The organism is Pseudomonas sp. F2, assembly GCF_057174385.1.
In genome coordinates this window covers 5,754,929-5,768,074 of sequence record NZ_CM169904.1, presented here as the reverse complement: position 1 = coordinate 5,768,074, position 13,146 = coordinate 5,754,929, and the positions used below count along the sequence as shown (strand labels likewise).

Annotated in this window: 10 protein-coding genes; 1 reads left to right on the top strand and 9 read right to left on the bottom strand. The window is 60.2% G+C overall.

Annotated features, from left to right (window positions below; translation table 11 throughout):
* Positions 1-33: 33 nt before the first annotated feature.
* Complete coding sequence (locus AC193Q_RS25870; RefSeq protein WP_047291896.1) at positions 34-930, top strand: LysR substrate-binding domain-containing protein; 897 nt, start codon at positions 34-36, stop codon at positions 928-930.
* Positions 931-1,018: 88 nt separating this feature from the next.
* On the opposite strand, the gene ispD is transcribed toward AC193Q_RS25870, so the two are convergent.
* The 9 genes from ispD to rnhB all read right to left on the bottom strand — a co-directional run bounded on the left by ispD (position 1,019) and on the right by rnhB (position 13,139).
* Complete coding sequence (gene ispD / locus AC193Q_RS25865) at positions 1,019-1,726, bottom strand: 2-C-methyl-D-erythritol 4-phosphate cytidylyltransferase (RefSeq protein WP_121184029.1); 708 nt, start codon at positions 1,724-1,726, stop codon at positions 1,019-1,021.
* Positions 1,723-2,001, bottom strand: coding sequence for a cell division protein FtsB (gene ftsB, locus AC193Q_RS25860; RefSeq protein WP_007964293.1), 279 nt, complete (start codon positions 1,999-2,001; stop codon positions 1,723-1,725). Before ftsB ends, ispD begins: the two co-directional genes overlap by 4 nt.
* Positions 2,002-2,172: 171 nt before the next feature.
* A complete protein-coding gene (gene eno / locus AC193Q_RS25855; protein WP_041072316.1) occupies positions 2,173-3,462 on the bottom strand; it encodes a phosphopyruvate hydratase in 1,290 nt (429 codons plus the stop codon).
* Between the two features lie 156 nt (positions 3,463-3,618).
* On the bottom strand, positions 3,619-4,464 hold the full coding sequence (kdsA, locus tag AC193Q_RS25850; protein ID WP_007954807.1) for a 3-deoxy-8-phosphooctulonate synthase: 846 nt from the start codon (positions 4,462-4,464) through the stop codon (positions 3,619-3,621).
* 4 nt (positions 4,465-4,468) lie between these two features.
* Positions 4,469-6,100: a CTP synthase gene (locus AC193Q_RS25845; protein WP_003222153.1), complete on the bottom strand. Its 1,632-nt coding sequence runs from the start codon at positions 6,098-6,100 to the stop codon at positions 4,469-4,471.
* Positions 6,101-6,374: 274 nt separating this feature from the next.
* Positions 6,375-7,703 carry a tRNA lysidine(34) synthetase TilS gene (gene tilS / locus AC193Q_RS25840; protein WP_121184026.1) on the bottom strand — a complete coding sequence of 443 codons (1,329 nt, stop codon included), beginning with the start codon at positions 7,701-7,703 and terminating at the stop codon, positions 6,375-6,377.
* Between the two features lie 124 nt (positions 7,704-7,827).
* Positions 7,828-8,775 (bottom strand): acetyl-CoA carboxylase carboxyltransferase subunit alpha, encoded by a 948-nt coding sequence (locus AC193Q_RS25835; protein WP_041072320.1) that lies wholly within the window; start codon positions 8,773-8,775, stop codon positions 7,828-7,830.
* A 139-nt stretch (positions 8,776-8,914) separates the two neighbouring features.
* Entirely contained in the window at positions 8,915-12,436 is a 3,522-nt protein-coding gene (dnaE, locus tag AC193Q_RS25830; protein ID WP_095667391.1) for a DNA polymerase III subunit alpha, read from the bottom strand.
* Positions 12,437-12,512: 76 nt separating this feature from the next.
* On the bottom strand, positions 12,513-13,139 hold the full coding sequence (gene rnhB / locus AC193Q_RS25825; RefSeq protein ID WP_041072324.1) for a ribonuclease HII: 627 nt from the start codon (positions 13,137-13,139) through the stop codon (positions 12,513-12,515).
* Positions 13,140-13,146 lie beyond the last annotated feature (7 nt).

Sequence of the window (13,146 nt, the reverse complement as noted above, 5' to 3'; positions counted from 1 at the left end):
GCAAAACATTATTGCCATACAGGGATAATCCCAATGTCGGAAAACCGCTGGGAAGGCATTGACGAGTTCGTCGCCGTTGCCGAATGCAGCCAATTCACCGCCGCTGCGGAACGTCTGGGCGTTTCTTCCTCGCATATCAGTCGACAGATCGTACGACTGGAAGAGCGCTTGCAGACGCGTCTGCTCTATCGCAGTACCCGCCGCGTGACGCTGACCGAAGCCGGACAAACCTTCCTGCAGCATTGCCAACGCCTGCAGGACGGTCGCGAAGAAGCCCTGCGCGCGGTTGGCGATCTGACCAGCGAGCCCAAAGGCATGTTGCGCATGACCTGCGCCGTGGCCTATGGCGAGCGCTTCATCGTGCCGCTCGTGACACGCTTCATGGGGCAATACCCGCAACTGCGCGTCGACGTCGAGTTAACCAATCGCCAACTCGACCTGGTGCATGAGGGGCTGGATTTGGCGATCCGATTGGGCCGGTTACAGGATTCGCGATTGGTCGCCACTCGCCTGGCGCCGCGTCGGATGTACCTGTGCGCGTCTCCGTCCTACGTGGAACGGTATGGCCGCCCACACAGTTTGTCGGAACTGAGCCGGCACAATTGCCTGATCGGCAGCTCGGATCTGTGGCAACTGGAACAGAACGGGCGGGAATTTTCCCAACGTGTTCAGGGAAACTGGCGCTGCAACAGTGGGCAGGCGGTACTGGATGCGGCGCTGCAAGGGGTCGGTTTATGTCAGTTGCCGGACTATTACGTGCTTGAGCATTTGCACAGCGGGGCACTGATTTCGCTGCTGGAGGCGCATCAGCCGCCGAATACGGCGGTGTGGGCCTTGTATCCGCAGCAGCGGCATTTGTCGCCGAAGGTGCGCAAGTTGGTGGATTTTTTGAAGGAAGGGTTGGCCGAGCGGCCCGAGTATCGAATTTAAAAGCAAAAGATCGCAGCCTGCGGCAGCTCCTACAGGGAAACCGCGAACTCCCTGTAGGAGCTGCCGCAGGCTGCGATCTTTTGATCTTTCAGCGGCGGTTAGCCCAACGCTGACGCAACCACTCCAGATCTTCCGGCCGGGTGACTTTGAGGTTGTCCGCCCGCCCTTCGATCAAACGCGGTGCCAGACCAGCCCACTCCATTGCCGAGGCTTCATCGGTAATCACCGCATCCGCCACCAGACTGTCAGCCAACGCCCGATGCAGCGCACCGAGGCGGAACATCTGTGGTGTATAGGCTTGCCAGATCACGCTGCGATCCACGGTTTCGAGCACACGACCGTGCTTGTCGACCCGCTTCAGCGTATCGCGCGCCGGCACGGCCAACAGACCGCCGACGGCATCATCCGCCAGTTCAATCAGCAGTTTGTCCAGATCGTCACGGCTCAGATTCGGCCGCGCGGCATCGTGCACCAGCACCCAGTCTTCATCGTCGGCACCTTGCGCATGCAAATGCAGCAAGGCATTGAGCACCGACCCGGAACGCTCCGCACCACCCTCGACCCGCTGAATCCGCGGGTCGCTTGCGCAGACCAGACTTGGCCAGTAAGGATCATCAACAGCAAGACTGACCACCAGCCCCTTGAGGCTTGGGTGATCGAGGAAACAGCCGAGGCTGTGTTCAAGAATTGTGCGCCCACCCAGTTGCAGGTATTGCTTGGGACGGTCCGCAGCCATTCGGGCACCGACGCCCGCGGCAGGAATCACGGCCCAGAAGGCCGGCAGGGAATCGATCATTGCGCGAGCTGGTAAAGGGTTTCACCGTCCTTGACCATGCCCAGCTCATGGCGAGCCCGCTCTTCAACGGTCTCCATGCCTTTTTTCAACTCGCTGACTTCAGCATCCATCACCCGATTGCGCTCCAGCAGGCCTTCGTTCTCGGCGTGCTGATCAGCAATCTGCTGCTTCAGCTCGGCGACCTGCGCCAGACTGCCATTGCCCACCCACAGGCGGTACTGCAGACCGGCCAGCAGCAAGAGCAAAACGAGAAACAACCAGTAAGGACTGCGCATCGAATATCAGGTATCCAGTGAAAAAAGACAGCCACGCGAAAACTTTGAAACGTCTGATAGCACGAAGCCTGGAAGATCCAGGCTTGTGCATATAAGGCATCAGATTAGTGGCAAATCCATCGCTGTCACGACTTTTCCGACACAATCCGGTGTCTTTTTACCATCTACAGCTTAACCGCGGAACTCGGCGCGACCGTTGTACTTGGCTTTGCCATTCAACTGCTCTTCGATACGCAGCAGTTGGTTGTACTTGGAAACGCGGTCGGAACGGCACAGCGAACCGGTCTTGATCTGGCCAGCCGAGGTACCAACGGCCAGGTCGGCAATGGTCGAATCTTCGGTTTCGCCCGAACGGTGCGAGATCACGGCGGTGTAACCGGCGGCCTTGGCCATCTGGATGGCTTCCAGGGTTTCGGTCAGGGTGCCGATCTGGTTGAACTTGATCAGGATCGAGTTGGCGATCTTTTTATCGATGCCTTCTTTCAGGATCTTGGTGTTGGTCACGAACAGGTCGTCGCCGACCAGTTGGGTTTTCTCGCCAATCTTGTCGGTGAGGATCTTCCAGCCAGCCCAGTCGGACTCGTCCAGACCGTCTTCGATCGAGATGATCGGATAACGTTCGGTCAGGCCTTTCAGATAATCGGCGAAACCTTCAGCGGTGAACACCTGGCCTTCGCCGGACAGGTTGTACTTGCCGTCTTCGAAGAACTCGCTGGCAGCGCAGTCCAGCGCCAGGGTCACGTCGGTGCCCAGCTTGTAACCGGCGTTGGCCACGGCTTCGGAGATCACTTTCAACGCGTCTTCGTTGGATGCCAGGTTCGGTGCGAAACCGCCTTCGTCGCCAACGGCGGTGCTCAGGCCACGGGCCTTCAGCACGGCTTTGAGGTGATGGAAAATCTCGGTGCCCATGCGCAGACCTTCCGAGAAGGTCTTGGCGCCAACCGGCTGCACCATGAATTCCTGGATGTCGACGTTGTTATCGGCATGCTCGCCACCGTTGATGATGTTCATCATCGGCACCGGCATCGAGTACACACCCGGAGTGCCGTTCAGGTTGGCGATGTGGGCGTACAGTGGCAGATCCTGGTCCTGTGCAGCCGCCTTGGCCGCAGCCAGGGACACGGCGAGGATGGCGTTGGCGCCCAGGGTTGCCTTGTTTTCGGTACCGTCGAGCTTGATCATCGCGTGGTCGAGGGCTTTCTGGTCGCTTGGGTCAGTGCCCAGCAGCAGATCGCGGATCGGACCGTTGATGTTGGCTACCGCCTTGAGCACACCTTTGCCCAGGTAACGGCTCTTGTCGCCATCACGCAGCTCGAGCGCTTCACGCGAGCCAGTGGATGCACCGGACGGCGCGCAGGCGCTGCCGATGATGCCGTTGTCGAGAAGCACGTCCGCTTCCACGGTGGGATTGCCACGGGAGTCGAGAACTTCACGACCTTTGATGTCGACGATTTTTGCCATTGTTGTAAACACTCCAAAGTTGACGAAAACGACGCAGCTAGAGGAAATCTTTTTACCGTCGGCAAGTGGTGTGCAGCGGGCAGCTTGCAGACGACAACGCACATGCCCGAGGGCATGTGCGACAAATCGTGCGGTACTTTACCGGAGAATTGAGGTTTACGCGGTTTCTACCGTCGGAAAACTCTTCACCAGTTCGTCCAGGGCTTTGAGCTGGGCCAGGAATGGCTCCAGTTTGTCCAGACGCAAGGCGCAAGGGCCGTCGCATTTGGCGTTGTCCGGATCCGGATGCGCTTCAAGGAACAGACCGGCCAGCGACTGGCTCATGCCTGCCTTGGCCAGATCGGTGACCTGGGCGCGGCGACCGCCGGCGGAGTCGGAACGACCGCCAGGCATTTGCAGCGAGTGGGTCACGTCGAAGAATACCGGGTATTCAAACTGCTTCATGATGCCGAAGCCGAGCATGTCGACCACGAGGTTGTTGTAGCCGAAGCTCGAACCGCGCTCGCAGAGGATCAATTGATCGTTACCCGCTTCCACGCACTTGTTCAGGATGTGTTTCATTTCCTGAGGCGCGAGGAACTGGGCTTTCTTGATGTTGATCACCGCGTTGGTCTTGGCCATCGCGACGACCAGATCGGTCTGACGCGACAGGAAGGCCGGCAGCTGGATGATGTCGCAGACTTCAGCGACGACCGCGGCCTGATCAGGCTCGTGGACGTCGGTGATGATCGGCACGCCGAAGGCTTGCTTGATGTCCTGGAAGATGCGCATGCCTTCTTCCAGGCCAGGGCCGCGATACGAGGTCACAGAAGAGCGGTTGGCCTTGTCGAAGCTGGCCTTGAACACGTAAGGGATACCGAGCTTCTCGGTGACCTTCACGTACTCCTCGCAAACCTGCATGGCCATGTCGCGGCTTTCCAGCACGTTCATGCCGCCGAACAGCACCATGGGTTTGTCGTTGGCAATCTCGATGTCGCCGACGCGGATGATCTTCTGTGCCATCGGGTTACGCCTTCTTCTGGTGTTGAGCCAACGCTGCTTTTACGAAACCGCTGAACAGCGGGTGACCGTCACGAGGCGTCGAGGTGAACTCCGGGTGGAACTGGCAAGCGACGAACCATGGATGATCCGGTGCTTCAACCACTTCAACCAGCGCGGCGTCAGCGGAGCGACCGGAGATTTTCAGGCCGGCCTCGATGATCTGTGGCAGCAGGTTGTTGTTCACTTCGTAGCGGTGACGGTGACGTTCAACAATCACGTCCTTGCCATAGCAGTCGTGCACTTTGGAGCCGGCTTCGAGCAGGCATTCCTGAGCGCCGAGGCGCATGGTGCCGCCCAGATCGGACGCTTCGGTACGCACTTCAACCGCGCCGGTGGCATCTTCCCACTCGGTGATCAGACCCACGACCGGATGGCCGCTGGCGCGATCGAACTCGGTGGAGTTGGCATCTTTCCAGCCCAGCACGTTACGGGCGAACTCGATGACCGCCACTTGCATGCCCAGGCAGATGCCCAGGTATGGAACCTTGTTCTCACGAGCGTACTGAACGGCCGTGATCTTGCCTTCCACGCCGCGCAGACCGAAGCCGCCCGGGACGAGGATCGCGTCGACACCTTCGAGCAGCGCAGTGCCCTGGTTCTCGATGTCTTCGGAATCGATGTAACGCAGGTTGACCTTGGTACGGTTGGTGATGCCGGCGTGACTCATCGCTTCGATCAGCGACTTGTAGGCGTCCAGCAGCTCCATGTACTTGCCGACCATCGCGATGGTCACTTCGTGCTCAGGATTGAGCTTGGCATCGACAACCTTTTCCCACTCGGACAGGTCGGCGCCATTGCATTGCAGGCCGAAACGCTCGACGACGAAATCGTCCAGACCCTGGGCGTGCAGCACGGCCGGGATCTTGTAGATGGTGTCGACGTCTTCCAGGGAGATCACCGCACGTTCTTCAACGTTGGTGAACAGCGCGATCTTGCGACGCGACGACACATCCACCGGATGGTCGGAGCGGCAGATCAGCACGTCTGGCTGCAAGCCGATCGAGCGCAGCTCTTTAACCGAGTGCTGGGTTGGCTTGGTCTTGGTTTCGCCAGCGGTGGCGATGTACGGAACCAGGGTCAGGTGCATCAGCATCGCGCGCTTGGAACCGACTTCCACGCGCAGTTGACGGATGGCTTCGAGGAACGGTTGCGACTCGATGTCGCCCACGGTACCGCCGATTTCCACCAGGGCCACGTCGGCATCGCCGGCACCCTTGATGATGCGACGCTTGATTTCGTCGGTGATGTGCGGAATCACCTGGATGGTTGCACCCAGGTAGTCACCACGGCGCTCTTTGCGCAGCACGTGCTCGTAGACACGGCCGGTGGTGAAGTTGTTGTTCTGGGTCATGGTCGTGCGGATGAACCGCTCGTAATGGCCCAGGTCCAGGTCGGTCTCGGCGCCGTCGTGGGTGACGAACACTTCACCGTGCTGGAACGGGCTCATGGTGCCCGGGTCGACGTTGATGTACGGATCCAGCTTAAGCATGGTGACCTTAAGCCCCCGCGCCTCCAGGATGGCCGCCAATGAAGCCGAGGCAATGCCTTTCCCCAATGAAGAAACAACACCGCCCGTGACGAATATGTAGCGCGTCATGAAAAACCCTAGAAGTCTGCGTTAAAGCGGTACGAGCCGCCGGGGAAAGCGAAGGAAGGCCGAAGCCCCCGATCACCTGCATTAATCACAGTGCACCTTTCAAAAAAACCGCCGCGTTGGGACAGACCGGCAGATGAAACACCGGTACGTTGCTCGCTACACATTTTTTGGAATCGCCCAGCAAAGACTGCTTGGTAATCGGCAACTCCTGCAATTCAGGCGAATCCACAGAAGTTGTATCAAGAAGGGAGCGTAGTCTACCGGAATGCCCCTTTCATCTCAAACCTTGATCTTCGTCTGTTGGCTGCCAATGCAATTTCCAGCCGTCCGGCCCCTGCCCGTCAAGGCCCGGCAGGTTCGCCACGGCGAGCAATTCTGCGCCGCGAAACAGCAGCGGCAATCTGCCACGGACGAAGCCCGGCAGCGCGCGCTCATTGAGCAGGCGCTTGAGATCGCGGTGCCCGCGATCGGCCAGGTGCATGACTTCGCCGCCCTGTCGATAGCCAATCCGCAACGGCCCGATGGGAGTCTGCCCGCTGAACATGACACGCCCGTTATTCGCCAAGCGTAGCGGCGTCGACGGGTCATGCCAGTCAACGCTGGCCGCTGGCACACACAGCCAGTCGCCGCTCAACCACCATATCCGACCGGCGCTGCGATGGACCTCGCCATCGGCCAGACGCCAGACCGGGGATGCATCGCCGGCAGCGCCGCACAGGTTGTCCCAACCCGACCAATGGTCAGTATCGGGCAGGCGGGTCAGCGGTTCGAGCCAGTGGCTGAGTGCATTGCGCTGACGAGCGGCGGACAACTTCGCCAGCGGCGCCAACTCCAGCGACGGCAGGGCCAGCCATGGCAACCCGCTCGGCGTGGCGGCGTGTGCCAGATCGAGCTGCGCCAGCTCATCGAGCAGGCCTTGCGCCTCACGCAGGTGCGCCGCGCTGCGCGCCATGCTCGCCTGCGCTTGCGGCCAGCGCGCGGTGAGCAGCGGCAGCACCTGATGACGCAGATAGTTGCGCGAGAACTGTCGATCCTGGTTTGACGGGTCTTCGATCCAGTGCAACTGATGCGCACGGGCGTACGCCTCAAGCTCGGCACGCGAGACATCGAGAAGAGGCCGCAACAGCGTGCCCTGCCCCAACGGCCGCTGCGCCGGCATCGCCGAAAGTCCGCGGACGCCGGCACCGCGCATCAGGCGAAACAACAGGGTTTCGGCCTGATCATCACGGTGCTGCCCGGTCAACAGCACGTCATCCGCTTCGGTCAGCGACATGAACGCCGCGTAACGCGCCTCCCGCGCCGCCCGCTCCAGGCTGGCGCCGGGTTGCACAGTCACCCGAACAACCTGTAAGGGAACGCCCAGCGCATCGCAGACCGACTGACAATGCGCCGGCCACGCATCGGCCGCAGCCTGGAGGCCGTGGTGGATATGGATGGCGCTGAGCGCCGGCAGGGAATGGTGTTTAGCGAGATGCGCAAGCAGATGCAGGAGGACGGTGGAGTCCAGACCACCGGAGAAGGCGATGCGCCACTGAGCGGCGTTGCACCAAGGCTCAAGGCTCGACATAAGCCGCGACGGCAAATCACTCTTCGAAGGATTCATAGAGAAGGTCGCTTCTTAAAAAACCTGTAGGAGCTGCCGCAGGCTGCGATCTTTTGATTTTGCTGTATCAAGATCAAAAGATCACAGCCTGCGGCAGCTCCTACAGGGTTACTGCGCCGTCGACTTAGAGACCGTAGCTCATCAGACGATCGTAACGGCGCTTGAGCAGCGCTTCGTTGTCGAACTTCTTCAGCATCGCCAGTTGCGAGCTCAGTTCGGCACGGATCGAGGCAGCAGCAGCGGCCGGATCACGGTGGGCGCCGCCCAGTGGCTCGCCGATCACCTTGTCGACGATACCCAGACCTTTCAGGCGCTCGGCGGTGATGCCCATCGCCTCGGCAGCGTCCGGCGCTTTTTCGGCGGTTTTCCACAGGATCGAAGCGCAACCTTCCGGCGAGATCACCGCGTAGGTCGAGTACTGCAGCATGTTCAATTGATCGCAGACACCGATCGCCAACGCACCGCCGGAACCACCTTCACCGATCACGGTGGCGATGATCGGGGTTTTCAGGCGCGCCATCACGCGCAGGTTCCAGGCGATGGCCTCGCTCTGGTTGCGCTCTTCGGCGTCAATACCCGGGTAGGCGCCCGGGGTATCGATGAAGGTCAGGATCGGCATCTTGAAACGCTCGGCCATTTCCATCAGACGGCAAGCCTTGCGGTAACCTTCCGGACGCGGCATGCCAAAGTTACGGCGTACCTTCTCGCGCACTTCGCGCCCCTTCTGGTGACCGATGACCATCACTGGCTGGTCTTCCAGACGGGCCACGCCACCCACAATGGCGGCGTCGTCGGAGAAGTGACGATCACCGTGCAGTTCGTCGAACTCGGTAAAGATGTGCTCGATGTAATCGAGGGTGTACGGGCGTTTCGGGTGGCGCGCCAGGCGAGCGATCTGCCAGCTGGTCAGCTTGCCGAAGATGTCTTCGGTCAGCGTGCGGCTCTTGTCCTGCAGGCGGGAGATCTCATCGCCGATATTCAGCGAATTGTCATTACCGACCAAGCGCAACTCTTCGATCTTGGCTTGCAGGTCGGCGATCGGCTGTTCGAAATCTAGAAAATTCGGGTTCATAGGCGTCCGTCTTGGGTCGTGTCCCAAATGAGCTTGGGCCGGCCGGTTGTCTATTCGCGCCCTACCTTAAGGGAGAGGCGCGCTGAGGTCGAGATTAAAAATTCAGGTTGTGGGCAAGCGCAATGATGGCACTTGCCGGTCAACGGTATTGGAGGAAGACGTTGTCTCGCCCGAACTGGTCACGCAGGGCTTGAATCAACGCATCTGCCGGATCGATTCGCCAGGTCTCGCCGAACTGCAGCAAGGTCTTCGCATCGGGACTGGTGTACTCCATGGTGATCGGGCACGCCCCGCGGTGACGCTTGAGCAGCTCACCCAACCAGCGTAGCTGATCGCCTTTCAAATCCTGAGTGTGCAGCTTCAGGCGCAGGCTTTCGGCCAGATTGGTCCGTGCATCCTCCATGCTCATCACCCGCTTGACCCGCAGGCGCAGGCCGCCGGAGAAGTCGTCGTTGCTGACTTCGCCTTCGACCACCACCATCGCGTCGGTCTGCAACAGCGACTGCGCAGAATGGAACGCATCGGCAAACAGCGAGGCCTCGATCCGTCCCGAGCGGTCATCAAGGGTGATGAAGCCCATCTTGTCGCCCTTTTTGTTCTTCATCACGCGCAGGGCAATGATCATCCCGGCCACGGTTTGCGTGTCGCGAGCCGGTTTCAGGTCGATGATGCGCTGACGGGCGAAGCGACGAATCTCGCCTTCATATTCGTCGATCGGGTGACCGGTCAGGTACAGACCCAGGGTGTCTTTCTCACCCTTGAGGCGTTCCTTGAGGGTCAGCTCCTTGGCCTTGCGGTGCGTTGCATAGACGTCGGCATCTTCCTCGACGAACAGCCCGCCGAACAGGTCGGCATGGCCGCTGTCGCGGGTGCGCGCTGTCTGCTCGGCCGACTTGATTGCCTCTTCCATCGCCGCCAGCAGCACGGCGCGGTTGCGGTCGATGTTGGCCTGATAAGCCTTTTGTTCATCGTGGAAGTACGGGCCGAGGCGATCCAGCGCGCCGCTGCGGATCAGACCGTCCAGCGTGCGTTTGTTGATGCGCTTGAGGTCAACCCGGGCGCAGAAGTCGAACAGATCCTTGAACGGACCGGCCTGACGGGCTTCGGTAATCGCTTCCACCGGGCCTTCACCGACGCCTTTAATCGCGCCCAGACCGTATACGATGCGGCCTTCGTCGTTCACCGTGAACTTGAACTCCGAAGTGTTCACGTCCGGCGCGTCGAGGCGCAGCTTCATCGTGCGCACTTCCTCGATCAAGGTCACGACCTTGTCGGTGTTGTGCATATCCGCCGAAAGCACCGCCGCCATGAACGGCGCCGGGTAATGGGCTTTCAGCCAAGCAGTCTGGTACGACACCAGGCCGTAAGCGGCGGAGTGAGACTTGTTGAAGCCGTAACCGGCGAATTTCTCCACCAGGTCAAAAATGTTACCGGCAAGATCCGCATCGATATTGTTCGACGCACAACCTTCAATGAAACCGCCGCGCTGCTTGGCCATTTCCTCGGGTTTCTTCTTACCCATCGCCCGACGCAGCATGTCCGCACCACCGAGGGTGTAACCGGCCATGACCTGGGCGATCTGCATCACCTGTTCCTGATACAGGATGATGCCGTACGTCGGCGCCAGCACCGGTTGCAGGCCTTCATACTGGTAATCCGGGTGCGGATAAGCCAATTCGGCGCGACCGTGCTTACGGTTGATGAAGTCATCCACCATGCCCGATTGCAGTGGGCCCGGACGGAACAGGGCCACCAGTGCGATCAAGTCTTCGAGGCAGTCAGGCTTGAGCTTTTTGATCAGCTCTTTCATGCCCCGGGATTCGAGCTGGAACACCGCGGTGGTTTCAGCTTTTTGCAGCAGCTGATAGGTCGGTTTGTCATCCAGCGGGATGAACGCGATGTCCAGCGGCGGCTCGTTGACCTTGGCGCGGTCGCGGTTGATGGTTTTCAGCGCCCAGTCGATGATCGTCAGGGTCCGCAAGCCGAGGAAGTCGAACTTCACCAGACCGGCCGCCTCGACGTCGTCCTTGTCGAACTGGGTCACCAGACCATCGCCGGCCTCGTCGCAATAGATCGGCGAGAAATCGGTCAGTTTGGTCGGGGCGATTACCACACCACCGGCGTGCTTGCCGACGTTACGCACCACGCCCTCGAGCTTGCGCGCCATCTCCCAGATTTCCGCCGCTTCCTCATCGACCTTGATGAAGTCGCGCAGGATCTCCTCCTGCTCGTAGGCTTTTTCCAGGGTCATGCCGACTTCGAACGGAATCATCTTCGACAGACGATCCGCCAAGCCGAATGACTTGCCCTGGGCCCGCGCCACGTCGCGCACCACTGCCTTGGCGGCCATGGAGCCGAAGGTGATGATCTGGCTTACCGCGTTGCGACCGTATTTCTCGGCCACGTAGTCGATCACCCGGTCACGACCGTCCATGCAGAAGTCGACGTCGAAGTCGGGCATCGAGACCCGTTCCGGGTTGAGGAAACGTTCGAACAGCAGGTCGTATTCCAGCGGGTCGAGGTCGGTGATCTTCTGCACATAGGCCACCAGCGATCCGGCACCCGACCCACGGCCCGGGCCTACCGGCACGCCGTTGTTCTTGGCCCACTGGATAAAGTCCATCACGATCAGGAAGTAACCGGGGAAGCCCATCTGGATGATGATATCCAGCTCGAAATTCAGCCGGTCGACGTAGACCTGACGCTTGGCCTCATAGTCTTCGGTGGTGTCCTTGGGCAGCAATACGCTGAGGCGGTCTTCCAGACCGTCGAACGACACCTTGCGAAAGTATTCATCGATGGTCATGCCATCGGGAATCGGGTAGTCCGGCAGGAAGTGCTTGCCCAACTTCACGTCGATGTTGCAACGCTTGGCAATCTCGACGGTGTTTTCGATCGCGTCGGGAATGTCACTGAACAGCTCGGCCATTTCCTCGGCGCTTTTCAGGTATTGCTGATCACTGTAATTCTTCGAGCGCCGCGGATCGTCGAGGGCGCGGCCCTCACCGATGCACACGCGGGTTTCGTGGGCAGCAAAGTCTTCCTGCTTGATGAAGCGCACATCGTTGGTCGCCACCAGCGGCGCACCGAGCTTGTCGGCCAGGGCCACGGCGCCGTGCAATTGCTCTTCGTCGTTGGGGCGATTGGTGCGCTGGATTTCCAGATAGAAACGATCAGGGAACACCGCCATCCACTCGCGCGCCAACGTCTCGGCTTCGGCCGGGTTACCGCCAATCATGGCCATGCCGATTTCGCCTTCCTTCGCGGCGGACAGCATGATCAGACCTTCGTTGGCCTCGGCGACCCATTCGCGCTCGATGATGATCATGCCATTGCGCTGACCCTCGATGAAGCCGCGCGAGATCAGCTCGGTGAGATTGCGATAGCCCTTGGCGTTCATTACCAACAGGCTGATCCGGCTCAATGGCCCGTCCGGATCCTTGTTCGACAGCCACAGGTCGGCGCCGCAGATCGGCTTGATGCCGGCGCCCATGGCGTTTTTATAGAATTTGACCAGGGAACACATGTTGTTCTGATCGGTGACCGCCACGGCCGGCATGTTCATGCCGGTCAGCGCCTTGACCAGTGGCTTGATCCGCACCAGCCCGTCGACCAGGGAGTATTCAGTGTGCAGGCGTAGATGAACGAATGAAGCCGGCATAGTGATCCTGTCCAGTTACATAGAGACAACAAGGCCCGGATTGTACCGGGCCTCGAACAAAACATCAGCCTTGCGACTAAACCTGTGTCAGGCCTTCGCGCGCCTCGTAAGCCTGTCGCACCGGGGCGAACGAGCGCCGGTGAATCGGTGTCGGGCCCAGCCGTGCCAACGCTTCCAGATGAACGGGCGTCGGATAGCCTTTATGGCCGCCGATGCCGTACCCCGGGTAGATCAATTCGAATGCCGCCATTTCCCGGTCGCGGCTGACCTTGGCCAGAATCGACGCGGCAGCGATGGCCGGCACCTTGCCGTCGCCCTGCACCACCGCTTCGGCGCGCATCGGCAGTTTCGGACAACGATTACCGTCGATCATCGCCAGTTTCGGCTGCACATGCAGCCCGGCCACCGCGCGCTGCATGGCGAGCATGGTCGCGTGCAGAATGTTCAGCTCGTCGATTTCCTCGACTTCGGCGCGGGCGATGCACCAGCTCAGGGATTTTTCGATGATCTCGTCGTAGAGCTTCTCGCGCCGGGCTTCGGTGAGTTTCTTCGAGTCGTTGAGACCAAGGATCGGCCGGTTAGGATCGAGGATCACCGCCGCCGTCACCACCGCGCCGCACAACGGACCACGACCGACTTCGTCGACACCGGCCACCAGCTCTTCGACTTCGGCGACCAATGTGAAATCCAGGCCCATTTGCATCGTCTTG